This window comes from Haliscomenobacter sp. (assembly GCF_965225875.1).
Lineage (GTDB): Bacteria > Bacteroidota > Bacteroidia > Chitinophagales > Saprospiraceae > Haliscomenobacter.
Genome location: NZ_CBDDBS010000001.1, coordinates 470,804 through 495,925, shown reverse-complemented (window position 1 = coordinate 495,925; position 25,122 = coordinate 470,804). Strand labels below are relative to the sequence as shown.

20 protein-coding genes are annotated in these 25,122 nt (G+C 46.8%); 10 read left to right on the top strand and 10 right to left on the bottom strand.

Annotation, left to right across the window (positions count from 1 at the left end):
* The first annotated feature begins 2 nt into the window (after positions 1–2).
* Positions 3–392, top strand: coding sequence for a hypothetical protein (locus tag ACO08K_RS01875; RefSeq protein ID WP_421794688.1), 390 nt, complete (start codon positions 3–5; stop codon positions 390–392).
* A gap of 81 nt (positions 393–473) precedes the next feature.
* Here the strand turns inward: ACO08K_RS01875 and lpdA are convergent, their stop codons facing one another.
* Positions 474–1,877, bottom strand: coding sequence for a dihydrolipoyl dehydrogenase (lpdA, locus tag ACO08K_RS01870; protein WP_421794687.1), 1,404 nt, complete (start codon positions 1,875–1,877; stop codon positions 474–476).
* Between the two features lie 225 nt (positions 1,878–2,102).
* On the opposite strand from lpdA, the gene ACO08K_RS01865 reads away from it, so the two are divergent.
* Complete coding sequence (locus ACO08K_RS01865) at positions 2,103–2,600, top strand: YybH family protein (RefSeq protein ID WP_421794686.1); 498 nt, start codon at positions 2,103–2,105, stop codon at positions 2,598–2,600.
* A 184-nt stretch (positions 2,601–2,784) separates the two neighbouring features.
* Here the strand turns inward: ACO08K_RS01865 and ACO08K_RS01860 are convergent, their stop codons facing one another.
* A complete protein-coding gene (locus tag ACO08K_RS01860; RefSeq protein WP_421794685.1) occupies positions 2,785–3,945 on the bottom strand; it encodes an NTP transferase domain-containing protein in 1,161 nt (386 codons plus the stop codon).
* A 3-nt stretch (positions 3,946–3,948) separates the two neighbouring features.
* Entirely contained in the window at positions 3,949–5,262 is a 1,314-nt protein-coding gene (locus ACO08K_RS01855) for an aspartate aminotransferase family protein (protein WP_421794684.1), read from the bottom strand.
* Positions 5,263–5,621: 359 nt separating this feature from the next.
* On the opposite strand from ACO08K_RS01855, the gene ACO08K_RS01850 reads away from it, so the two are divergent.
* The 4 genes from ACO08K_RS01850 (at position 5,622) to ACO08K_RS01835 (ending at position 12,910) form a co-directional block, all read left to right on the top strand.
* Positions 5,622–8,318, top strand: a complete 2,697-nt coding sequence (locus ACO08K_RS01850) for an ATP-dependent Clp protease ATP-binding subunit (RefSeq protein WP_421794683.1) — start codon at positions 5,622–5,624, stop codon at positions 8,316–8,318.
* A 167-nt stretch (positions 8,319–8,485) separates the two neighbouring features.
* Positions 8,486–10,780 carry a T9SS type A sorting domain-containing protein gene (locus ACO08K_RS01845; protein ID WP_421794682.1) on the top strand — a complete coding sequence of 765 codons (2,295 nt, stop codon included), beginning with the start codon at positions 8,486–8,488 and terminating at the stop codon, positions 10,778–10,780.
* A gap of 88 nt (positions 10,781–10,868) precedes the next feature.
* Positions 10,869–11,420, top strand: a complete 552-nt coding sequence (locus ACO08K_RS01840) for a hypothetical protein (RefSeq protein WP_421794681.1) — start codon at positions 10,869–10,871, stop codon at positions 11,418–11,420.
* Between the two features lie 191 nt (positions 11,421–11,611).
* On the top strand, positions 11,612–12,910 hold the full coding sequence (locus tag ACO08K_RS01835) for an ADP-ribosylglycohydrolase family protein (RefSeq protein WP_421794934.1): 1,299 nt from the start codon (positions 11,612–11,614) through the stop codon (positions 12,908–12,910).
* A 34-nt stretch (positions 12,911–12,944) separates the two neighbouring features.
* Here the strand turns inward: ACO08K_RS01835 and ACO08K_RS01830 are convergent, their stop codons facing one another.
* The 3 genes from ACO08K_RS01830 to ACO08K_RS01820 all read right to left on the bottom strand — a co-directional run bounded on the left by ACO08K_RS01830 (position 12,945) and on the right by ACO08K_RS01820 (position 15,103).
* Positions 12,945–13,487 carry a DUF7010 family protein gene (locus ACO08K_RS01830; RefSeq protein WP_421794680.1) on the bottom strand — a complete coding sequence of 181 codons (543 nt, stop codon included), beginning with the start codon at positions 13,485–13,487 and terminating at the stop codon, positions 12,945–12,947.
* A gap of 19 nt (positions 13,488–13,506) precedes the next feature.
* Entirely contained in the window at positions 13,507–14,193 is a 687-nt protein-coding gene (locus ACO08K_RS01825) for a DsbA family oxidoreductase (RefSeq protein ID WP_421794679.1), read from the bottom strand.
* 115 nt (positions 14,194–14,308) lie between these two features.
* The gene (locus tag ACO08K_RS01820; RefSeq protein WP_421794678.1) at positions 14,309–15,103 is read right to left on the bottom strand and encodes an inositol monophosphatase family protein; all 795 of its coding nucleotides are present in this window, start codon (positions 15,101–15,103) and stop codon (positions 14,309–14,311) included.
* 96 nt (positions 15,104–15,199) lie between these two features.
* On the opposite strand from ACO08K_RS01820, the gene ACO08K_RS01815 reads away from it, so the two are divergent.
* Positions 15,200–18,439 carry a S41 family peptidase gene (locus ACO08K_RS01815; RefSeq protein WP_421794677.1) on the top strand — a complete coding sequence of 1,080 codons (3,240 nt, stop codon included), beginning with the start codon at positions 15,200–15,202 and terminating at the stop codon, positions 18,437–18,439.
* Positions 18,440–18,596: 157 nt separating this feature from the next.
* Complete coding sequence (locus tag ACO08K_RS01810; RefSeq protein WP_421794676.1) at positions 18,597–19,670, top strand: ATP-binding protein; 1,074 nt, start codon at positions 18,597–18,599, stop codon at positions 19,668–19,670.
* A gap of 7 nt (positions 19,671–19,677) precedes the next feature.
* Here the strand turns inward: ACO08K_RS01810 and ACO08K_RS01805 are convergent, their stop codons facing one another.
* Both ACO08K_RS01805 and ACO08K_RS01800 read right to left on the bottom strand, forming a co-directional pair.
* Positions 19,678–21,528: a CHAT domain-containing protein gene (locus ACO08K_RS01805; protein WP_421794675.1), complete on the bottom strand. Its 1,851-nt coding sequence runs from the start codon at positions 21,526–21,528 to the stop codon at positions 19,678–19,680.
* Positions 21,529–21,613: 85 nt separating this feature from the next.
* Positions 21,614–22,327 carry a hypothetical protein gene (locus tag ACO08K_RS01800; protein ID WP_421794674.1) on the bottom strand — a complete coding sequence of 238 codons (714 nt, stop codon included), beginning with the start codon at positions 22,325–22,327 and terminating at the stop codon, positions 21,614–21,616.
* A 234-nt stretch (positions 22,328–22,561) separates the two neighbouring features.
* On the opposite strand from ACO08K_RS01800, the gene ACO08K_RS01795 reads away from it, so the two are divergent.
* A complete protein-coding gene (locus ACO08K_RS01795; protein WP_421794673.1) occupies positions 22,562–23,137 on the top strand; it encodes a toll/interleukin-1 receptor domain-containing protein in 576 nt (191 codons plus the stop codon).
* Between the two features lie 44 nt (positions 23,138–23,181).
* Here ACO08K_RS01795 and ACO08K_RS01790 read toward each other — a convergent pair whose 3' ends face one another.
* Positions 23,182–23,412, bottom strand: a complete 231-nt coding sequence (locus tag ACO08K_RS01790) for a hypothetical protein (RefSeq protein WP_421794672.1) — start codon at positions 23,410–23,412, stop codon at positions 23,182–23,184.
* A 12-nt stretch (positions 23,413–23,424) separates the two neighbouring features.
* Entirely contained in the window at positions 23,425–23,862 is a 438-nt protein-coding gene (locus ACO08K_RS01785) for a DUF4231 domain-containing protein (RefSeq protein WP_421794671.1), read from the bottom strand.
* A 141-nt stretch (positions 23,863–24,003) separates the two neighbouring features.
* On the opposite strand from ACO08K_RS01785, the gene ACO08K_RS01780 reads away from it, so the two are divergent.
* Complete coding sequence (locus ACO08K_RS01780; RefSeq protein WP_421794670.1) at positions 24,004–25,116, top strand: patatin-like phospholipase family protein; 1,113 nt, start codon at positions 24,004–24,006, stop codon at positions 25,114–25,116.
* The last annotated feature ends 6 nt before the right edge of the window (positions 25,117–25,122 follow it).

Sequence of the window (25,122 nt, the reverse complement as noted above, 5' to 3'; positions counted from 1 at the left end):
CAATGCTAAACAAAATCACCTCCAATCCCAAACTCGTCTTCCTCCTCGACTGCCTCGGCGCCTTACTCTCCGCCTTCCTTTTAGGCGTAGCATTGCCCAGCTTCCAACCCATCTTCGGCATGCCCAGCAATGTCCTATATGGGCTGGCTGCGCTTGCCGCCCTGTTTGCGATCTACTCGTTTTGGAATTATCGCTGGTTCAAGGAGAATTGGCGGCCTTATCTGCGAGGGATTGCGATAGTCAACCTGTTGTATTGCTGTTTGACAGCTGCATTGGTGATCTACTTTCGTCAAGAACTGACCCAGTGGGGACTCTTGTATTTTTTGCAGGAAATGGTGGTTATCATGGTAGTAGTGATGCTTGAGTTCAAAACCATTGCCAGGAAAAATTAAACACTCTAAAGTACTACCCACAAATCTAAAATCCCCACCCGAAGGTTCCAAACCTTCGGGTGGGTCGTGCAACGCATCAATTTACATATGCAGCGCCCGGTTCCCCGTCGCTGCCAATGCCGCTTCCTTAAACGCTTCCGTATACGTCGGGTGCGCGTGGCTCATCCGCGCCGCATCCTCCGCCGAAGCCCGGAATTCCATCAAGGCTACCGCTTCTGCAATCATATCCGCAGTACGTGGGCCGACCATGTGTACGCCCAAAATTTCATCACTCACCTGGTGGGACAACACTTTCACCATCCCATCCGTGTCCATACTCGCCCGGGCGCGGCCCAGGGCTTTGAAGGGGAATTTGCCTACTTTGTAAGGCACACCCGCTTCTTTGAGTTGTTCTTCGGTTTGACCTACACCCGCTACTTCTGGCCAGGTGTACACTACGCCTGGGATGAGGTTGTAGTCGATATGAGGTTTTTGGCCGACAATGGTTTCGGCAACAAAAACCCCTTCTTCTTCCGCTTTATGCGCCAACATGGCCCCTTTGATCACGTCGCCGATGGCGTAGATGCCAGGTATGTTGGTTTGCAGGTGGTCATCTACCAGCACCCGGCCTTTTTCATCCAATTGTACGCCGGCGTTTTCCAGCCCCAATTTATCGGTAAAAGGTCGACGACCAATGGCCACCAGGCAATAGTCTGCTTCAATGCTAAGTTTTTCGTCAGTATCGCGTTTTTGGTATTCCACTACTACCTTGTCTGCGGAAGGAGTCACGGCAGTCACCATGTGTTTGAGGTGGAACTTGATGCCAGCCTTACCGAGTGAGCGTTGCAGTTCCTTACTGCAGTCACCATCCATCCCGGGGATAATGCGATCCAGATACTCGATCACATCGATCTGGGTGCCTAGGCGGGCATATACCGAACCCAATTCCAGGCCAATCACCCCGCCCCCAATGATGACAATCCGGCCAGGTACTTCCTGAATGTTCAGTGCTTCGGTAGAAGTGATGACCCGTTTTTTATCGTAATTGAAACTCGCAGGCACGATGGGCTTGGAACCAGTGGCGATAATGGTTTTGTCGGTTTCGATGTCCTGAGTAGTGCCATCTTCTTTGGTCACTTTGATCAAGTTGGCATTGACAAAAGAACCAAAGCCGTAATAGACTTCGATTTTATTTTTTTTCATCAAAAACTCCACCCCTTTGACCGTCTGGCTTACCACGTCGTTTTTGCGCTTGATCATTTGGGGCATGTTCACTTTCAGGTTTTCCAGCTCAATGCCGTGCTCGCTGAATTTTTCATGAGCCGCATGATAGTGCTCTGAAGAATCAAGCAATGCTTTGGATGGGATACAACCCACGTTCAAACAGGTGCCCCCCAGGGCATTGTACCGCTCGATAATGGCAGTTTTGAGTCCCAACTGGGCGCAACGAATGGCGGCTACATACCCCCCGGGGCCAGAGCCGATCACAGTTACATCGTATTTCATAAGGTTGTGAAATTTGAGGGCAAAAGTAGAGGTTTTATCCAACCCAATTGCCTTTTACTCCAAAAAGAACAGGTCGACAGAGGTTTTTTGTTCACGCTTTTTCAAAATCAGTAGATCTGCGTAGTGGATTACGCAGAGTAGCGGATGTGCCCAGGCTAGGAAAGCTCCCATCTTTGTGTCATCACAAACACCTAATTTTTTTCAAAAACATCAAAACCTTAAAACATGAAAAAGTTACTGTTCAATTTGTTCTTCCTTGCTGGCTTCATCCTTTTCGGTCAAAATTTGCAGGCTCAGGCCCCAAAAATGGAAAACGCTGAACTCTTCAAGTCTTACCTCAAAACAGTGTACGATGCTTACGAAAAAGGAAATGGCGGGGACATGTTTAATTACTACACCACGGATGCAGCTGAAATTGGCCCTGATGGCAGTTTAACTTCAGGCATCGCAGCACTCAAAGCAAGCTGGGCTGCTTTTGAAAAAATGATGGATGAAAAACCCAAATTCACCTACCAGTTGACTTCTTCTCGCATGATCACCCCGGATGTGGCTATCCTCACTTGGGACTCCAATTCCGACATCAAGATTGGTGGCCAGCAAATAGGAGGCAAGGCTACTGCGGTAGCCGTTATTGTCAAAAAAGGCAATCGTTGGATGATTGAATTTGATGGGCTAACTCCGGTGATCCCAATGCCTGATCCAAGTGCTGCGGGGAACAAATAAACCTTTGGAATTAGCTAATATACCACTGCGAAAGCGATATTTTATTAACACAAAGAAAAAAAATAGGACTCAAAGAGCACAAAGAAAAGCGTCGTCAACGTCTAACTTTGTGTCCTCTGAGTCCTCTTTTTTTCTTTGTGGTAATAAAATGCCGCTTTGGCAAAATTGAGTTCTACCCCTGATCTTACCCCTTCAGTTTCCCCAAAGCCCGCTCCAATTCCTCCGGCTTATTCACATTCTCCAGCGCCTCTTCCTTCTCCGCCACCAACAACTCAATCGGTGCATTCAGCAACACTTTCCGCGGACAAGTATAGCCCTGCGCCATGAACTGCAACAAAACCGGATAACTCCGCGGCTCCCAAATGGTCACCAGTGGCTCCGGAAACTGATCAAAGGGACTTTGGAAAGTGGTGGCCACTTTAGACGGATTCCGTTGCGCGACCAATTGCTCCAGGGTATGCTCATCCAAGTGTGGCAAGTCACAAGCCACCACCAGCCAGGCCGCATCCGGGTGCTCCCGAAAAGCAGACAGGATTGCGCCATAAGGCCCCAGCCCCAAAAAAGTATCTGGAATCGGTGCATAAGTCCCCCCAATTTCTTCGACCTGATCACCTCGACAAGAGATAAAAGTGCGGCTACACCACTGGCTCAACAGGTCGGCCATGTACTCGCGCTGCGCTTTGCCGTGGTAGTTGATCAAACTTTTGTCTTGCCCCATACGGGTGCTGCGCCCGCCCGCCAGTACGAGTCCGTAAAGGGGAGCTTGTTTTTTTTGCAGCTCTTCCAATAAAAAATCTGCGATTCCCGCTTCATCCTCCAACTTGAATACAGGCGGCAAAACACCACCCAAATGCTCCAGCAAGAAGGGATAAACAGGGGTGGTATCATCCGTCAGCAGGATACAAGCGGCATCCTTGAGCCGATCCAGTTTTTTTTGCAGTGAGGCTTCCTTGCGGGGATCAATCAGCACAATCTGTTTTTTGGCCTCAAAATGATTGCCATTGACCAACACGGCATCCTGCGCATTGAAATGCTGGCGGAAAAAGAAGGGATTGAGTGCCCCTTCCTGGTCAAAACGGTGGAAACTGATTTTATCGGTGTATTCTTGTCGGGCACCGTGGGCCATGGCACTTTGGGTATCGCGCCCGGTTTCCACTTCAGCATCTGCACCCGCGTGGTCGGCATCCACATAACCTATTTGATAATCATCCTTCAGGCGATCAATTAGGGCAAAAGCCAGTTTTTTAATTACTCCACAAGGCGCACCAATAAAAGCCCATTCCTGTCGGGCGAAATGGCCATAGGAAGGGCGGGTGATGGCAGCGTGTTTTTGATGCTTTTCCATGGTTTAAACTTTCACTTTCGCAAACGCCCGATCCAAAATATCCAGCGCTTCCGCAATATCCTCTTCCTGAGCCGTGAGTGGAGGCGCAATGCGAATAACATTGCCGTACAAGCCGCCCTTGCCAATCAGCAAGCCCAGTTCCTTTGTAGCTTCAAACAACTGCCGGGTCGCCTCGGTTGAAGGTTCTTTGCTATGACGGTCTTTCACCAGCTCCAAACCTTGCATCAAGCCCATCCCACGTACATCGCCGATGACGGGGTACTTCTCCTGCAAACGTTCCAATCCTTCTCGCAACAATCTACCTACTCGGCCTACGTGTTGCGGGTCAGCATGGTTTTCCAATACTTCCATGGTGGCGAGGGATGCCGCACAGGCTACTGGATTACCGCCAAAAGTACTCAGGCTGAGGCCAGCCTCTACGGTGCTTTGGGCAATTTCCATGGTGGTGATCGTATTGCCCAGCGGGAAACCATTGGCAATGCCTTTGGCCATGGTGATCACATCGGGTTCGATATCATAATGTTCGATGCCAAACCACTTGTCGCCCGTCCGGCCAAAAGCAGTTTGTACCTCGTCAATGATCATCAAACCGCCGTATTGTTTGACAATCTCCTGGGCAATTTTGAAGTATTCTTTTGGCGCAGTGATGAATCCACCCACCCCCTGAATCGGCTCAGCAATGAAAGCCGCAATTTTCCCACTCGTGGTCGTTCTGATCACGTCCTCAATGTCCTGTGCACAGGCCACCCCACAGGAAGGATAAGTCATTTTGTAAGGGCAGCGGTAGCAGTAAGGATTCACCGCGTGGGTGATGCCCGGCACTTGCGCTCCCGTCAAACGCCAGGAACTATGCCCGGTGAGCGTCATACCGATAGCTGAGCGACCGCTATAGCCGTGCCGCAACGCCACTATTTCTTGCCGACCCGTATAAATTTTGGCCAAAAACACGGCCGTTTCATCTGCATCGGTACCCGAGGGGGTGAAAAAAGAAACCTGCAATTTGCCAGGCGTGATTTGCGCCATTTTTTCCGCCAAATTGACATGGGCTTCATTGGGATAAAGCGTAGAAGAATGGATCATCTTCTCCGTTTGATTCTTCACGGCCTCCACAATTTCCGGACGGTTGTGGCCCACACTGGTGGTGAGGATACCGCCAAAAAAATCGAGGTATTCCTTGCCTTCTACATCCCATACGCGCAAGCCTTCACCACGCTCGAGTGGGAGGGGCTCGGTGTAATAAAGGAGGTGATTGGGCCAGAGGTATTGCTTCTGTTTTTCTAATAGTTCTTGTTTGGTGGAGGTATGGGTGGTCTGCATGGTTTTGCGGTATTGAATGAGGAGCTAAGCTAGGGATTTTTTGGGGAAAACGAAATAAGTCTTTGTCTTCCGTCATTCTGTCGTATTTTTTCATTCCCTCCTGCCAAATTTTCCTAAAATCACCTTGGCAAATCTTTTGCTATTCTCTCAGATAGTACCAAATTACAGTTAATGATGTTTATTGAAGGAGCAAGTTTTAATCCAGACAAGGCAAAAAACGCAGCCATAGCAGGGCTACGGCGAGGCTTTTTAACGAAGTATGGGTTAAAATTTGCCCTTCAATAAACATTGATTAATTGTGATTTGGTACTAAGTGACAAAAACATCAGATATTAGCCAAATAAAAAGCACAAAACGAAATGACCTACGACAATTTCACCATAAAAGCGCAGGAATCCATCCTGAAAGCCCAGCAAATCGCAGCAGGATTGGACCAGCAGCAGGTGGATACCGTGCACCTCATCAAGGGCATCCTTGAAACCGACGAAAGTGTAGCCGGATTTTTACTAGGCAAAGCCGATGTGAATCTCGACATGCTGCGCCGCAAGTTGGACGAGGCAGTGCTCAAGTATCCCAAGGTAGAAGGTTCGGACAAACAGTTTTTGACCAACGACGCCAACAAATCCCTCAGTAGAGCCAAAGCCCTGCTCAAAGAATTCGGGGACCAATACATCTCCGTGGAGCTGGTAGTGCTCGGCATCCTGCAAGGAGACGACTCTGGCGCCAAACTGCTCAAAGAACTTGGTGCCAACGAACAACTGCTGCGCGGCGCCATCACCGAGCTTCGCAAAGGCCGCAAAGTGACCGACCAAAGTTCGGACGACAGCTACAACGCCCTGGCCAAATACGCCATCAACCTCAACGAACGCGCCGAAACCGGCAAGCTTGACCCCATCGTGGGCCGCGATGAAGAAATTCGCCGCGTGTTGCACATCCTTTCCCGCCGCAAAAAGAACAACCCCATCCTCATCGGGGAAGCGGGGGTAGGTAAAACCGCCATCGTGGAAGGCCTGGCCTGGCGCATCGTAAAAGGCGATGTACCCGAGAGTTTGCAGAGCAAAAAAATCTTCGTCCTGGACATTGCTGCGCTGATTGCTGGCGCCAAGTACAAAGGGGAGTTTGAAGAGCGCCTCAAGGGCGTCATCCAGGAAGTGACCGATTCCAACGATACCATCATCCTGTTTGTGGATGAGATCCATACCCTCATTGGTGCAGGTGGTGGCAACGGTGCCATGGACGCCGCGAACATCCTCAAACCTGCCCTGGCGCGTGGTGAACTGCGTACCATCGGTGCCACCACCCTGGACGAGTACCAGAAATACTTCGAAAAAGACAAGGCCCTGGTGCGCCGCTTCCAGGAAGTGCTAATCGATGAACCCAGCGTAGAAGATACCATCTCCATCCTGCGTGGTTTGCAGGAGCGCTACGAGGTGTACCACAAGATCGAGATCATGGATGAGGCGCTGGTTGCCGCCGCGGAGTTGAGCCAACGCTACATCTCCGACCGCCAGTTGCCCGATAAGGCCATCGACCTCATCGACGAGGCAGCAGCCCGTTTGCGTTTGGAACTGGACTCCCTGCCCGAAGAAATCGACGAGTGGGACCGCAAGGTGCGCCAACTCGAAATCGAACGCGAGGCCATCAAAAGGGAAAAGAACAAAAAACAACAGGATGCCATCGAAGAAAGCATCGCGAATGCCAAGCAAAAGCGCGATTCCTTGATGGCCCGTTGGAAAAATGAGAAGGAGATCGTCGATACCATCCAGGCCATCAAAAAAAGGATGGAAGAACTGGAAATCCAGGCTGAACGCGCCGAACGCGCCAGCGACTACGAAAAAGTAGCCAAAATCCGCTACGGAGAATTGGAAGACCAGAAACAAATGCTGAAAGTCGCCGAGGAAAAACTGGCTGCTTTGCCCGAAGACGATCGTTTCACCAATGACAAGGTAACTGCCAGCGACATCGCTTACATTGTGAGCCGTTGGACCGGGATTCCAGTGGATAAAATGACCCAGAGTGAGAAGGATAAACTGCTCAGTCTGGAAGACGAAATTGGTCAACGCCTGATTGGGCAAGACGAAGCGGTAAAAGCCGTTTCCGATGCCATTCGCCGCAGCCGGGCAGGTTTGCAGGATGCCGATCGTCCGATTGGTTCCTTCATCTTTCTGGGGCCAACCGGGGTGGGTAAAACCGAATTGGCAAAAACCATTGCCGAAGTGCTTTTTGACGATGAAAAGGCCATGACCCGCATCGACATGAGTGAATACCAGGAGAAACACACCGTTTCGCGTTTGGTGGGTGCACCTCCGGGATACGTGGGCTACGACGAAGGAGGGCAATTGACCGAAGCGGTGCGCCGCCGTCCGTACAGCATCATCCTGCTGGACGAGATCGAAAAGGCACACCCCGATACCTTCAACATCCTGCTGCAAGTGCTTGATGATGGCCGTCTGACCGACAACAAGGGCCGGGTCGCCAACTTCAAAAACACCATCATCATCATGACTTCCAACATGGGAGCCGACCTGATCATGGAGAACTTTGAAGATTTGGAGGAAATGGGTGAAAAACACCGCACGGAAATCATCGCGACCACCAAGGAAGAAGTGTTCAACCTGCTGAAGGAAAACCTGCGCCCGGAATTCCTCAACCGCATCGACGAACAAATCCTCTTCCTGCCGCTGAACAAGGATGAGATCAAGCAGATTTTGGAACTCTTGTTGAAAAAGACCCAAAAAATGCTGGCCAAACAGGGCATCATCCTCAAAGTGAGCGATGAGGCGAAAACCATGCTGGCCGATATGGGTTACGACCCGCAATTTGGTGCCCGCCCGATGAAGCGCGTGCTGCAAAAGGACGTGATCAACGAACTGTCGAAACTGGTGCTGAGTGGCGAGGCTAGCCTCGGGGATACTATTTACATCCACACGGATAAGAAGGGGCTGACCTTTAGTAAAACGCCCTATGAAGGGGCGATTAGTATGCCTCCGGAGCCGGTGGATGATGACGGGGATGATGAAAAAGAGGAAGAAAAGCCGGTGGAAGAGAAGGCGTAATCGGTATAAAATAAAGGAAAGTGGCTGCTCGACGTGGAGGTTGGGTGGCCACTTTTTTTATGTTTATTTTTAGACAAATCCAAAAACTTAACATTACAAATTGGGCTTTAATTTTTAAATTGAAAAGAAAGAAACGCTTTTTGAATTTAGTTCCAAAAACATTGATTATGAAAAATTTATGTACATTTTTAACGCTTTTTATATTACATGCTTCACCTATCCAAGCCCAATTTACTTACTCCGGAGGCCCGGAAGACCTAAAAATATCCCAAATCGTAGGCATTGGAGACACCTTGATGACTGTAGTTGGAAATGAAGTCTATTTTAAAGAGGTTTCCAAAAACACCAATTGGCAACCCATTCATCAAGGCTTATTTGGAAAGGATACCTCCATTTTTTCACTGGGTACCCTTAGGGATAAGTTTTTTGTGGTACAAGGAAATGCTGCCTTTTTTTTACCAATAGGAATGGGGAGCTGGCAGAAAACGGTAACGACAGGTATCTGGTTTGAAAACCTACCCCAATACTTAGTCAGTGTGGGTAATCGGGAATTGCTTTTGAATACCTTTAATAAGAAAGAAGGCAGATACTATTTCTACCATTATGATGAGACAAACAATGAGTGGAATTATGTGGAAGCCCTCGACAATGAAAATCTAGGGATGACCTATTGTATTACACCAAGTGGCAATATTGTAGCATATGTTGAAGTAGTATATGGCCTTTGCCCCAGTGAATGTGATAAGACCAGAGAAATGGTTGTTTTTAATGCCAGCACCCGCGAATGGTCCAATTTAGGCCGAAACGACCCAGCATTGTTCAATAATGTAGTGGCTTTATCCGATACTGTTTTATTGGGTACAGGACCTCTGGGAATTGCCAGATCAACTGATGGTGGAAGACGTTGGTCTGCTTTTGGATTGTCTGGAAAAATGGATGCTTATTTGTATCACAGTGAAAACACCCTGTACGTTGTAGGGACCAATGGGGTCGCCCAAAGCAGGAATAATGGACAGTCCTGGAAAAAAATCAGTGCTGCCCCCCAAATTTCCAAAACTACTCCCTTTGTAGCCAAAGACACGCTTGCCTGGATGGTGCTTTCAGGTGTCCCTTATCAAATCAAAAAGATTGGATCAATCGACTCTACCGAAAAGATTCAGATACCCGCCTCGGCGTACATCACGGGTGCAATCAAGCAACAACAAAGCCTCTTTTTTTTAGGGCTGGGTGGGGTGTTCAAATTGGACCTTGACTCAACTCAATCTTTAAAATCACAAAATAGTACTGCTGGACTGCCCAAATTGCCACAATCGGTGTATGCGCTACAAAAAACGGAATCAGGATTATTCAGCATCGCTGGTTTGGGTTTTTATGCCCAATTGCCGGGGCGTGAATGGGCGCTTTCTCTAAACAATATCCAACTGACTTCAGCTTCTTTACTTCATCGGGGTTTGAGCGCCCGAAAAGACACGGTGCTGATTTTTGGGGAAAACCCAACTTATTATTCTTTTGACAGAGGCCAAAACTGGCAGCAGGTGCCTTCTCCCAGCATACACACCATGAAAGATTTCACCGATGTTAATAATGTACTGATTGCTGGTTTTCCTTATGATCCATATTTCACTTTTACCAATGGCCACAACTTCCTCTATCGATGGGATTGGAAAAACCCCTCCTGGCAAAAAATCAATACCGATGAATTTGGAATGCATCAATTTGGAATGAAAGGAGACACCATCATTAAGCAGAGTGGCGAAGGCCGATGGTTTTATAGTAAAAATTACACAAATTGGACAGATATCGGTTATCATGGAGTGAGTAAGTTATTTAGCCTTTCAAGTGGAATTTATAGCTATGCGATCAGCGCAGATCCGGTTAATCCTACCATTGTGGCTACATTCAATGCGAATGGTACCAAAAGAGAATTGCTCAGAATACCTGATAATGGTGTCAAATTCATCACAGGCAAGGATTCTTTGCTGGTAATAATTCCTAATCCTCCAACTTCTCCAGCAGCAAATCGAGACTTTGTGTTGTTTTCAAGCAACTTGGGCAAAACCTGGAAGAAGTTAGTAACTACCCAGATAGGTAAAGTGAATACGGCATTGTTTGATGACAACCAGCTTTGCCTGGGTGGAAGCAATGGGGTTTGGTGCGCGCCTTTGTCTAATCTTCTTACAGGTTTGTTTGATCCACAACCTTTGGTCTCCCATGTACTTAGGGTGTATCCCAATCCAGGAGAGGGGCTATTTCAGCTCAATGACCCTCAAAAATCCATGTCTGGCACTGTATTCATTACCGTCTACAACCTGCAGGGACAATTGATTCAACAGGCGAAAACAAACGTTTATGATTTCAGCTTAAGCGTGGATTTGAGCCAACAATTTCCTGGACAATATTGGATATTGATCAATGATCAGCGCGGAGAAAAGGTATGGGTCGCAAAAGTGATTAAACAATGATCATTCGTTAAACTTCCTTTGTGCTAAACTAAACGGATCAATTTATCGTCAAATGATTTAATGCATGACTGAAATAAAGTTGATCTCGATGAAAAAGTTTCACAATCTATTTATTGTACTATTTTTACTGGCTCAATTAAGTTGCAAAAAAGATGAAATTCAAGACCCCGTAATTTTTGAATTCGTAGGCACTTACAATGATCAGCCTTTCAGCTTTTCAGGTGCTAATCTGGGGTTAGGAAAGGGTAAAGAGATTGCAACTAATAAAATAACCTATTCTCAAACCAGTAGCTTTGGAAATCCGATTCCAATATCTAAAGGTATACGCTTCGATTTTTCTTTTGGAGAAACCAATGCTTCTTACGGTTTGGTCAAGTCCTTTGTTGGTCAAAGCCTCATCAATAAGGGGCTCAATGACCCTTCTTTAAGAATTCTTGTTTTTAATGAAGGGGAAATAATTTATTCAGATGAAGATGATGAATGTCAAATTGAAGAAGTAAGGTTAATTAAAAAGACAGAGATGGTAGCCTCCCATCAGACTGATCGGATTATAGCACTTAAGGGTCGGCTCAAAATTTTGTCAGAGCAAACAATCATCAAAGGTACGTTTACCTTAAAACTTGCTGAAGTGGATTATTAAGTTCGGAGCAAAATTTTCAAGAATCTTATTAATTCTCACTGTTTTTTCATGGCGAGTGCATATCTTGAAGTTGCTGTTAAACAATAATTCAAACGCCTTTTTAACTCAAAAAGCACTTCATGAAAAGCTGGTACTACCGCTCAAAGAAACTTACTGCCTGTTGTTTTTTATTGTTTTTGAGCCATTTTCTTATGGCCCAAAAACCTTCAGCAAGCACCCTCCGCGACCCCCAACTCACTTACCAATCCTACCGCCCCAAACCCACCGACCGCATCCTCTCCCGCGCCACCTACCACCAAAAACTCTACGGCTTCTGGCTCGGACAGTGCATCGCCAACTGGACCGGGCTGGTCACCGAAATGGACAAAATTGGCAACATCGGGGAAATTAAAACCGGACCATTTTACACCCGAGCGGATTGGGGCAAAGCCGATCAACCCAACATTTGGGACAAAACCACCGTAAGCAAGTGGTCGCCTACCCTGGATTTTGTGTTGGAAAAAGAAGGTGGCCTGTGGGGCGCCGACGACGATACCGATATTGAATACATTTATCAGGCATTACTTTACGGCAACAAAACCTCCGTATTGAGTGGCCCCCAAATCCGCGAAGGTTGGCTCAAACACATCAAGGCCGAAGAAGAAAACTTCCTCTGGGTGTCCAATCAAAAAGCTTTAGACCTGATGAGAACCGGCCTGGTACCACCCGCTACCAGCGACCCCGCCAACAACCCCGAGTACGACATGATCGACGCCCAACTCACCACCGAAATTTTTGGATTTTTCGCGCCCACGCGTCCGGATGTTGCCCTCAAAATGGCCCAGCTGCCCATTCAAACCACTGCCCGCGAAAACGCCCAATGGATTTCCGAGTTTTATGTGATCATGTACTCCCTGGCTTCCGCTGCCGATCCCAAAAAATCCAGCAAAGAAAACCTGCAATGGATGGCCGACGAGGCCCGCAAACACTTGCCCCAGAATTCCTACTCCGCCAAAATGTACGATTTTGTCAAAAGCCGCTATCAAGCTGGCATCCCCTGGGAACAGACCCGCGACGAGGTCTATCAACGCTATCAGGTAGAACAAGCCGACGGCTACACCATGACTTCCCAAAACCGCTACTGCAACGCTTGTTTTGCCGCAGGCATCAACTTTGCCTCCAGCATCATCAGCCTGTTGTACGGTGAAGGGGACCTCAAAGAAACCATTAAAATTGGTGCTTTGGCGGGCTGGGATTCGGACAACCCCACGGCCACCTGGGGTGGATTATTGGGCTTTATGTTGGGTAAAGAAGGGGTGGAAAAAGCTTTTGGCCGCAAGTTCGCCAATCAGTTCAACATCCACCGTACCCGCGTCGGCTTCCCGAACAATGGGATTGATACCTTTGAAAACATGGCTAAAATTGGGGTCTTCATTGTCGATCGGGCCGTGCAGGAAGAAATGGGTGGGGGAGTGGATTTGAAAAAGAATCGCTGGTATATTCCCCGGTGAAATGCTTGGATTCACCTTTAAACCTAACATTCCTTCACTTGGTCAATTTTTTCCTAAAAAAGGCATACATCACCGATCCAAACCCAATTTCAATCACGGCACCACTCAATGCTGAAGCGAAAGCGCCTAGGCCAAAGCTAAACAAACCATAAGCCGTCAAGCCCAACAAAGCACCCAGCCCCCAGTACAGCCGCGTTCCGTAAATACTGGCAAAGGTCAAGTACCGTCCGCCAATGATCAGAAGCATGCCTTGAAAAAACCATTCAACTTTCATTTGGGCTAAACCATAGGCCAGAGGGATACACATGATCATCCAAATGGTTCCCTCCATGGCCAGATTCCCGAGGGGGTTGCCCTTGGAATGGCCTCCACGATGGCCCAATAACTTTTCGAATAACGTCCCCAGCGGATAAATGAACATGCCGCCAATGATCAGCGTCCATACAGCTTGTTGGGGAGCATAGTATTGTACCGCTAAACTGGACAACAACCAGATCAGCCCAGATGCTACGATTCCGGGTGCACCATAGGCATAGCCCTCTTGCATGTCGTGTTGGGCATCTTGGAGATTTTGCATGGTAAACGATTTTTCTCAATCAATCACATCCATCTACATCACAAGCCTCTCCACTCTCGGCTGCAGCAACCTGCGTTTTCTCCCAAACGGCCTCCAGTGTCTGCACAAAAGCCTCCACTGGCTGCGCGCCCCGCAGTGCATATTTTTGATCAAAAACAAAAAACGGCACCCCTTGTACCCCAATTTCGTAAGCAAATTCCTCATCCGCCCGCACCGCTTCGGCAAAAGCATTGGAGTTGAGTGTTTCAGTTACCACTTGAGCATCCAAACCCAGTTGAGTGCCAATTTGAACCAAAACCGCCAAATCTGACAAATCCTTTCCTTCTGTAAAATATGCTTTTAGCAAAGCTTCCTTGGCCTGATCCTGCAGTTCATGCTCAGCGGACAGGTGGATCAAACGATGCGCATTCAGGGTGTTGACGGGCACTGCCTGCGCAAAATCAAAGTTGATGCCCACTCCACGGCCCATGTTTTCAACTCCACGCGTCATTTCCTGAGCTTGCTGGCGTGGCATGCCGTATTTGCGGGAGAGCACATCGTAGAGGTCGCCCGGAGATTTTGTTGGAGCTTGTGGATCTAGTTCAAAACTGCGCCAGTTTATCTCCACTTTTTCCATGTGAGGGAAACGAGCCAGAGCAGCTTCCAGGTGGCGTTTGCCAATATAGCAGTACGGACAAGCAACGTCCGACCAGATGTCGATAGTCATTTGATGGTTATTTTGGTAGATGGTAATACATTTCAGAGAACGAAAAGGTTGTAGAGGCAGCCCTATGTGGCTGCCTTGTCCGAAGATTGGGCAACCACGTAGGGTTGCCCGTACGTTACCCAAAATGCTCTGCAAACACCCCTTTGATTTCCGCCATCACCTGCGGCGACCCCGCCAGCATCTCTTCCCCCGTCCAGCATTTTTCTTTTCCACCCTGGAAATCACTAACCTGACCGCCCGCTTCCAAAATCAACAAGCCACCTGCCGCAACATCCCAGGGCTGGAGGTGGTATTCAAAAAACAGGTCGTAACGCCCACAAGCCACATAAGCCAAATCCACTGCCGCCGCGCCCCAGCGCCGAATCCCCCGCGTATTGCGCATGAGGTATTCACTGACTTTTTGATAAGCCTCAATCCGGCTAAAATCGTGGTAGGGGAATCCGGTAGAAATCAAGGCTTCCTTCAAACCATTCCGCTGGCTCACCTGGATGCGTTTGCCGTTGAGGTAAGCACCGCCGTTTTTCCAGCCATAAAAAGATTCGCTGCGGCTGATCTCGTGCACTACGCCCAGGACCATTTCGCCCTGGTGTTCCAAACCAACGCTGATGGCGAAACAAGGCAATTGGTGTAAAAAATTAGTGGTCCCGTCTAGCGGATCGATGATCCAGCGCCATTCACCTTGGGCTTGTTCGGTTGTTTGCTCTTCGGCCAAAAAGACCGAGCCGGGCAGAATTTCGCTCAAACCAGCAATTAATTTTTGCTCCGAAGTTTTATCTACATAGCTGACCAAATTGTTGAACTGCTCGGCTTTGACTTCGATTGTTTCTACTTTTCCCAGTTCGTTGGAGATGAATATGGCTACTTCTTGCACGAGGGCAAGGGTTTGGGCACAGAGGTTGGATAAGTTCATAAAATTTGGTTGGAATTTGAGTTTGAGATCAGCGGCCAAAGGTAAGAAATCTTCCAATTTTGCCTATCTTCCCCTCTCGATCAAACCACCTAACCAATGAAATACCACATCCAATACCTTTTACTCTGCCTATGCCTGGCCCTGACCATTACGACCCAGGCCCAAGGCACCCGCCTGCTCCGCCAGCCCAGCATCAGCAACAAACACATCGTTTTTGTACACGCGGACGACCTCTGGCTGGTCGACCGTGAAGGAGGTGAAGCCCAGCGCCTGACCTCCCACGAAGGCACCGAAAGTTTTCCCCATTTTTCACCCGATGGTAAGATGATTGCCTTTACCGGGCAATACGACGGTAACACAGATGTGTTCGTGATGCCAACCGAAGGTGGTGCGCCCCGGCGTTTGACCTGGCACCCCGGAGATGATGTGGTACAAGGCTGGATGCCTGATGGCAAAGCGGTGCTCTTTCGCTCGGGCCGCGCTGGTGTGCCTACCCGCATCAACCAGTTTTACAGCGTACCTGGTGAAGGTGGGGTGGAAAAAATGCTACCCATCCCGCAGGCATCCTTTGGCGAAGTATCTGAAAATGGCCAGTATGTCGCCTATCAACCCATCACTTTTTGGGACCCTGAATGGCGGAATTACCGGGGCGGACAAGCCCAACCCATCTGGATCCTCAATTTGAAGGACAATTCCTTGATTCAAACTCCCCAAACCGACCGTGAGCGCCACACCGATCCGGTCTGGTACAAAGGGCAAGTCTATTTCCTGTCCGAACGCGACTATGCCAATAACGTTTGGCGCTTCGACCCGCGCAACAAGGAATTGAAACAGGTCTCTTTTCACAAAGACTTTGATGTAAAAAGCATCGACGCCTGCGACGACCGCCTGGTCTATGAACAAGGGGGCTACCTCCATTTGCTCGATCCCCAATCCGGCAAGGCCAAACAGCTGAACATCCAGGTCAATGCCGACCTTAATTATGCCCGGCCACGTTGGGAGGATGTACCTGCCAGTGGCTTGCTCAATGCTTCCTTGTCGCCCACTGGGCAACGCGCCTTGTTTGAACACCGGGGTGAAATTTTCACCGTCCCCAAAGAAAATGGGGATTGGCGCAACATTACCCAGTCCAGTGGCGCAGCCGATCGCTACCCAGCCTGGTCGCCTGACGGGCAAAAAATCGCCTGGTTTTCTGACGCCAGTGGGGAGTATCAATTGATGATTGGTGATCAGGCGGGTTTGGAAAAACCACGGGTCATTGCCATCGAAAAACCGACCTTCTTTTTCCGTCCAGCCTGGTCGCCGGATGGCAAATACATCGCTTATACCGATACTCATTTGCGGCTTTGGTACATTGAAGTAGCTACGGGGAAGAGCAAAAAAGTGGACACCGAGCCATACACCCACGTCGTGCGCACGATGAACCCGGTTTGGTCGCCCGACAGCAAATGGATCGCCTATTCTCGCTTGTTGAACAACCTGTACAAGGCCATTTTCCTGTACAATGTAGAAACCGGACAAAGCCAGCAAATCACTGATGGACTGGCCGATGCCATCACGCCAGTGTGGGATGCCGGCGGCAAATACCTCTACTTCTTGGCGAGTACTGATTACGGTTTGAGCAGTTCCTGGCTCGACATGAGCGGCTACAGCAATCAGGTCAATCGGGGCTTGTACGTGGTGGTTTTATCCAAAAAAGACGCCTCGCCATTTTTGCCCAAAAGTGATGAAGAAGAAGCCAAACCCGAGACCAAGCCAGACGCTCCGGCCAATAAAGACGCCGGAGTGACTGTGACCGTCGACTTGGATGGCATTCAACAACGCATCCTGCCCGTCAATGTGCCACTGCGCAATTACACCAGTTTGGTCGCAGGCCCAAAGGATTATGTTTTTTACCTGGAAGCCATCCAAAATCAGCCAGCACAGACCTTGCACCGCTACAATTTTAAAGACCGCAAAACCGAGGTTTACCTGAGTGGCGTCAATTCCGCGGTCACTTCTTTTGATCGCAAACAACTGTTGTACAATGGCGCAGGTGCCTGGGGCATTGTCAAAACCGACGCCCTACCTAAACCCGGTGACGGCAAATTGACCCTGAACCTGCAATTCAAAGTAGACCCCACCCAGGAATGGGCGCAGATCTTCCGCGAAGGCTGGCGTTTTCAGCGCGACTTTTTGTACGTGGACAATACCCATGGTGCGCCCTGGGATGATGTGTACAAATGGTATCGCCCCTGGGTGGATCACGTCAAACACCGCACCGACCTGAACTATGTGGTGGATATCCTGGGCGGCGAGATTGCAGTGGGGCACTCCTACACCAGTGGGGGCGATTTCCCAGACATCAAAAATATTCCAGTAGGTTTGTTGGGCGCTGACATCGACGAGGTCAACGGATTTTATCGGATCAAAAAAATCTACACCGGCGAAAGTTGGAATCCCGATTTGCGGGCACCGCTGGCTACGCCAGGTATCGATGCCAAAGTAGGCGATTATATCCTGGAGGTAAATGGCAAAACCATCAAATCACCACAAAATTTCTACAGCTTTTTTGAAGGCAGTGCCGACAAACAGATTAAATTGCGGCTCAACCAAAACCCGAATCTGGAAGGCAGCCGTTTGGTAACAGTGGTGCCGCTGGCGAACGAAGGTCCATTGCGCTCACGCGATTGGGTAGAAGGCAATCGCCGCAAGGTCGATTCCTTATCCAAAGGCCAGCTGGCTTATGTGTATGTGCCCAATACGGGTAACCCCGGCTTCACCTACTTCAACCGCTACTATTTTGCGCAACAAGACAAAAAAGGCGCGGTCATTGACGAGCGCAACAACGGGGGCGGTTCGGCAGCGGATTACATGGTTGACATCATGGCCCGGCAATTGCACGGGTATTTCAATAGCCGGGTGGATGGCAATCGCCCATTTACCCAGCCTCAAACCGGAATCTGGGGCCCCAAGGTGATGATCATTAACGAGCGGGCGGGTTCTGGCGGCGATTTGTTGCCTTACTTGTTCAAACGTATGAACATCGGCCCACTCGTCGGTACGCGTACCTGGGGTGGTTTGGTGCACACGGCGGATACACCTGGATTCATCGATGGTGGCCGGATGGTGGCCCCACGTGGTGGATTTTATGATGTGGATGGCAAGTGGGCCATTGAGGGTGAAGGCATTGCGCCGGATATCGAGGTGGAAAATTTACCTTCTGCGGTGCTGAAAGGCGGCGACCCTCAACTGGAACGGGCAGTACAGGAGGCCATGAACTTGATGAAAACGAAAGGGGTGGTATTGAAGCCTGAGCCTGCTGCGCCGATTCGGTACAAGCGGCCCAAGCCTTGATGGAATATGCTTTTATAGCTGGTTTTTAACAAAATAAGTAAGTCTTTAAGGGCTTATTTTACGAGAATACTTGATGAATAAACTTGCTGAGGTGCCCTTAGGCACCTAAGAGCACCTCAGGAACGATGCGCTTTTAGCTTTTAAACTGAACTTGAACATGGACATTCTTCGCCCACACGCCGAAAATATCTACGCTGCCGAACTAACTGCCCTGGCCGCAGCCGACCAACACACCCGTCCCCGCAACTGGAAACTATCCCCCTGGGCCGTAGTGACCTACCTGATGGGCGGCAAACTGGACAGTGGTGAAGAAATTACGCCCAAGTATTTCGGCCAACGTCGCCTGATCGAAGTCGCCGTAGCCACCCTCGCCACCGACCGTGCGCTCCTGCTCATGGGGGTACCCGGCACTGCCAAAACCTGGGTATCCGAGCACCTGGCTGCCGCCATCAGTGGAGATTCTACCTTGCTGGTGCAAGGCACTGCAGGTATGAGTGAAGACGCCCTGCGCTACGGCTGGAACTACGCCCGCCTACTCGCCGAAGGCCCTTCCGAAAAAGCCCTGGTCGCCAGTCCGGTGATGCACGGCATGCAGCACGGGGCCATTGTGCGCATTGAAGAATTGACCCGGGTTCCTTCGGATGTGCAAGATGCGCTGATCACGATTTTATCCGAAAAGACTTTACCGATCCCCGAGCTGAATACCGAGGTACAGGCTATGCGGGGCTTCAACATCATCGCTACTGCCAATGACCGGGATAGGGGGGTGAATGAATTGTCGAGTGCTTTGCAGCGTCGCTTCAATACCGTCGTCCTGCCTTTGCCAAGCAATCTGGAAGAAGAAGTGGAAATTGTCCAAACCCGGGTGAGTCAATTGGGTAAGGCCCTGGATTTAGCAGAGGCCAAAGTGCCCAGTGAAGAAATTCGCCGTTTGGTAACCATCTTCCGGGAATTGCGCTCTGGGCGTACGGAAGATGGCAAGCTGAAACTCAAGTCGCCTACTGCAACGCTCAGTACTGCGGAGGTGATTTCGGTGGTCAACAGCGGGCAGGCGTTGTGCCTGCATTTCGGCGACGGGCAATTGCGCGCGCGGGATTTGGCTTCCAGTTTGACTGGGGCTATTGTCAAGGATACTGCCCTGGATACGGAGGTATGGCAGGAGTACCTGGAGACAGTGGTGAAGGGTAGAGAGGGCTGGCAGGATTTGTATCGGGCTTGTAAGGAGGGGTAGGGGAATTTTATGATACCCCCCCCTTTAAGATATCGATCAGTTCCTTTAAATTCTGCTTTGGAACAGGATTGGGAAGTGCATGGTATCCGTTTTCGACTGTCCACCAATTAATGTAGCGGTTAAATTGACGCCAGGTAGAATCAATAGGGAAATCATTTTCTATGGATAGCGCTCGCAATTCGCTGAAACACTTGGAAATTTCTTCAACCTTTTTTGTTGGCTGAATATGTGGGGCAAGGAGATAGAGCTCTGCTTTGGACCCTAGAGCCCAAATTTTATTATTATTATTTTGTTCGTCATTGAGGACAGCTTGAAAGGCCGCATACCAGTAATATGAGTCTTTGGGGTATCCATCTAAAATGGTTGTTAATGAAAGATATTGAACAGTTGACCAATGGTGGGAAAGGTTGAAATTGGCGGCTTTTTGGTACCAACCCTTGGCATTATGAAGGTTTTCATTGATAGAATTCTTTCCATTGAAATAGGTGTTTTCAAAATTGTCTAGTTCTGCCAAACGTTTGTAAGCACTCGCAACTAATCCAAAATTTTCTTCGAGAAAACCTTTTACGATTTTGGGATTATTTTCATTTGTCTTATAGTTTTTCTCCAACCTTTGCTTGCATTCCAAAAGCGATTTTCGTTTTAGGGCTAGGTCTTTGTAAGTTACAGTAGTTTTTTGCCCAAGTAATCCATCTATTTCCTTTCCCAATTTTTCTAAGAAGATTAATTCTCTTTTTAGAATACTGTCTCCAAGATAGTCTTCATAACCTTCTGGTAACCGTATATATGACACAAGTCCGAACCAATCAGTGAAAGTTTCTTCTCGATTATCATAAAGCTTACAACGAATATCATGAAGTATATTGCGAATATCTTTCCCTGCAAATAATTTGTTGTATAATTCTTCAGTAATTATTTTTGCTCCAGCAAATGATAATGGTATTTGAGAACCAATTACAAATGGAACTCCAACTTCGTGAGTCACTTGCACTAAATTTTTTTCAACATGATTGGAGTTCTGAAAGTTTCCACTGTCACATACCATATAGCTCACAATAAATGGCTTTTGAGCTAAATTTTCAAATATTGATTTGACCTGAGCGACAGAAGTTGGCTTTCCATTTCTTGATTTTAGGTCAATCCCGTACTCAAAATCCGTTTCAATAAGCGGATGGGGTATTTTTTTACCATGTGCAAGTATATGGACATGTGTAAATGGCTTTTTTTCTTTTAAAATTGCTTTTTTTAATTTGTTTTTAATTTCGGCTATGCTAGCATTTTCCAATGTAACAAAGTCCTCGTCCTTAGTCTTCCAGGGTTTTATTGCTTCTTCCAAAGAATTAAGGTGCAAGTTATATTGCTCTTCAGTTAGTTTATCTTTTCCTGGATTAGAAAAGGCAAAAAGAAGACGGGGTTTAATAGGCCAGTTTTCTTTCTTAGCGATTAAACCTTCTTGTCTAACTCTGCGGGTTATTACTATTTTGCGTTCACGGTTGGCAAAAAAAGGGCTACCTTCATACATTAAAATTTCAAATGGAATGAGGCCTAACTCAGTTGGGTTTAACACTACATCTAACTGTATTAAGTTATCGTGAATTGGTTTATCAAAAGGTACTGGAATTGCAGGCCTTATTTTTTTAGAAAGGGCATTTACATTTTTAATTATATTTTTATAAGCAAGGTTTTTTTTGCCCTCTATTTTTGCAATATCGAGCATTACTTCCCAGTGATCAATCCCAACTGAAAACTCCTGTACGGGTTTGTCCTGCCCTTCAACTAGAAGGTATTTATTCCCAATATCTAGTCTTGTCTTTTTTCGCTGCTCAAGTTGAAGAAATTCTAATTTGATGGATTCCATATTTGCATTATTTTAAAGGTAGTACAAGATATAACAGGTGAAAAGAGTTAAAATACCATCTCCACCTGTTATATTAATTTACTATCTAAAGGTCATCTTCTAACTCTCCTGCAATAATTTCATAGGTAGCCCCAGAATTTTTATCATCGAAGAATCTATTTCCCACCTTAAACAGCTCAATTGCCAGAACTCCAGTTTCACCCACAACACCTAGGCCACTTTTTCTAGAGAAGTTTCCGGAAACCCCAGCTTTTACTTTACCTCCTTTTTCTATTTCGGAAAGAATATCTGCGCTCCCTGAGATTTCATACTCAGCTCCCGCTTCACGCGTACAAATTACTACAGCTTCTTGGCCTATAAATATTTTAGATACAACCTTGTAGTTTCTTTTCCAAGTGGCCTTTTTGTACAATTCATCTGTTACATCAGCTATATTTTTCAGCTCTTGGCTAGTTAAAATAGCTTTTATGACACATGAATTTGTTCGACTAAATTGAAACTTCAAGGATGCTTTTAAATTCCCTAAAGCCTCTAAAGCGGCGACTGCCTCACCATCAGCATCAAATTTTAATAGACTTGTTCCTTCTGAGGTGAAATCAACTTTTGACTCCCTACCTAGTTGAACATCAAGTTTAATGTCTGGATAACGGTTTTGGATGTTACCCATTGGTCTAAAAATACCGTCTTCAATTAATCCGAAATCTCCAACTTTTAAGTCATTTGTTATGGGAAACCATGCTGCTTTCATCTGCAGTTCTTTTTCAATGACATTGTCGAATACTTTAGCTAATCCTGGCATTTTAATAGGTTTTAATATAAGGAATAAGGTTAATTGTGGGTATCAATTTGAATATACGGTTTTGGGGTCGTATAAAGAAAAGATACAAGGGGAAAACGTGTCCGGAAAAAATATTATTGTATTAACTTAAGTAAGAGGAAGAATTTTTTTAGCAATTGTAACTAATTGCTACTTTATCCGTTAAATTCGGATCTAGAATTTCACGTCGGTATTGTAATTTAAGAATGAAAAATTATGGCCAAAATTTTCTTATCCTATGCTGGTGAAGACTTAGCTGTAGCCCAACAATTGTATTATGCACTGAGTAAACTCAGTCATCAGGTCTTTTTCGACAAAAAAAGTCTTAGCCATGGAGCTGAATATAATTTTAGAATTGTCGAAAGCATAAGAGAAAGTGATTTTGCTATTTTATTACTGAGCCCAGATTTTTTTTCTGCTGGCTCGTATTGTCAGACAGAATTAAAAATCATCGAAGAGAATTGGCCCATACCAGAAGGGAGAATATTTCCAATTCTAGCTAGAGATGTACCATTTGATATTTTACCAGACTACATAAAATCAGTTACGATACTAAAAATCGAGGGAAATTTAGTTGCTGAAACTGTTAAGGTAATCCAAGACAATCTTTTGGGATTTAAATCCCGCGAAACAGTTAGTGTAAAACTTAAGAAGATTGAAGTTGAATGGAAACTTGAGGCCCTTGATCAAAAATGGGCTCAAACAAAAAAAGAATATTATCCAGAGATAAGGTGCACCAAGAATGAAACGAGACCGGTATATTTCTACAGGTATGTATCAGTGTTTGCCTAAATTCTGTGTTCAGTTACCAAAACTTAGGCAAACACTAATTTTTTCTACTCCTCCTCTACCCAATCATAAGTCTTTTCAAAAATCTCTTTAGAACATGGGTAAAGCTCTCCATTTACTCCGACCATGAGGTAATCACCTGCTTTGCCACGCAGGGTGCCTTCCAGTGTTTCAACTTCAAAAGTTTCTTCGATTTGCACGCAGTTGATCGGAATAGGTTTTTTGATCGCTTTGCGGAAAGGTAAATTAGGTTGGTCGTTTGCTGAAAAATGCAACATAGTTTTTGAAATTTAGATTTTGGGGAGCTTAGCCTTAGCAATATGTTTTTTCCAGTGGGTATTTTCATTTCCCAAAATGGATTCAATTTCGCTGACGAAAAAAGCAAAGGGGCCCTCTACTTTTTCGTATTTACCTGCTTTAAGCAAGTAAAGTAATTTTTCAGAACGTAAAGCTTCAGCTGTACTGCGGTATTGAAGCCAAAGCTCCTGATGTTTGTACAAAGCTAATAAACTTTCACAAATCGTGATAGAAACCCCGAAAATTCCCGTAATCCAACGGAAGTAGTAGGTTGAATCAGTAGAAACTGCTGCCAAAAAAGGGATAGATGCTGAGCAAGCCAGCTCAATTATCCTGATGCGCTTGAAGCATTTTTGGTTGTAAGCAGCCTTTCCTTCCATCCAATTGATTTGGTCATCTACTCGTTCTGTAAGGTATTTTTGTTCATCCATGTTATTGGAGTTTTCTGGTCTAAATCAGGGTCAATGTAAAAAAAACACAGTTATTTTCAAAACCAGCGGTTCAGTGTTGAAATAAAATCCAGATTTTGGTATATTTGAAACTCTTGATTAACCCATAAACACTTTCAAACCATGTCAGTTGATGAACGCACCCAAGCCCCCGGCCCCAAACGTATCCTAGCATTAGATGGAGGAGGGGTACGAGGGATTCTTACCCTTGGCTTTTTAGCCCGAATGGAAAAATTATTACGTGAGCGGTATCAGAATCCTCGTTTTTTACTGTGTGATTACTTCGATTTAATCGGGGGAACCAGTACGGGGTCAATTATTGCTTCTGGTTTGGCAGTAGGAATGGATACTGCAACCCTGATCAAGCTTTATAAAGACCTGAGTAAGGATATTTTTAAAGGCAAAAATCCATTCTGGTTTTTATCCCGCAAATTTAATGCTGTTCCTCTGGAAAAATACCTCAAAGCAAATTTTGGAGAAAAAACTTTGAGTGATCCCAGTTTGCGCACGGGCCTGTGCATCATTAGCAAACGAGTAGATACTGGCAGTACATGGGTTATGGTCAACAATCCACGTAGTCGTTATTTTGAACAGGATAGCCAGAAGCCGATCCATACCCTCATCCGTGCAAGCACGGCTGCACCCACCTATTTTAATCCCAACTTTTTTGAAGTAGACCCAGGTAAAAATGGTGTTTTTGTAGATGGAGGAGTCAGTATGCACAATAATCCAGCGCTACAACTTTTTTTGCTGACTAAAATTCATGGTTTTGGGTACAACTGGGCATCAGGGGCAGAAAACTTAATGATCGTTTCGGTAGGAACAGGCGCTTCAACCCCAATGGTTAAGATTGATGAAGTAGAAGATGGTTCCAATGCACTTACCTGGGCCAATGCTGTGCCTAACATGCTGATGGCTGATGCCAGTGAACTCGGTCAAATCATCTTGCAAATGTTGTCACAAAGTCCAACCCGTTGGCATTTTGATAGCATCATGAAAAGTTTGGATGGGCAAATGATTACTTCAGAGCCTCAACTTCATTACCTGCGTTATGACGCTCCCTTGGAAGCTACTACATTACAAGAAATACACATGACCCATTTAGAGAAAGAACTAGACCAGATTCGTGAAATGAGCAACCCAAAATACATTGAGGAGTTGTTTAATGTTGGCGCAAATATGGCAGATAGAAAAATAGAGGAGGGGCATTTTCCTGAGGTATTTGATGTTGTTTGAATTGTG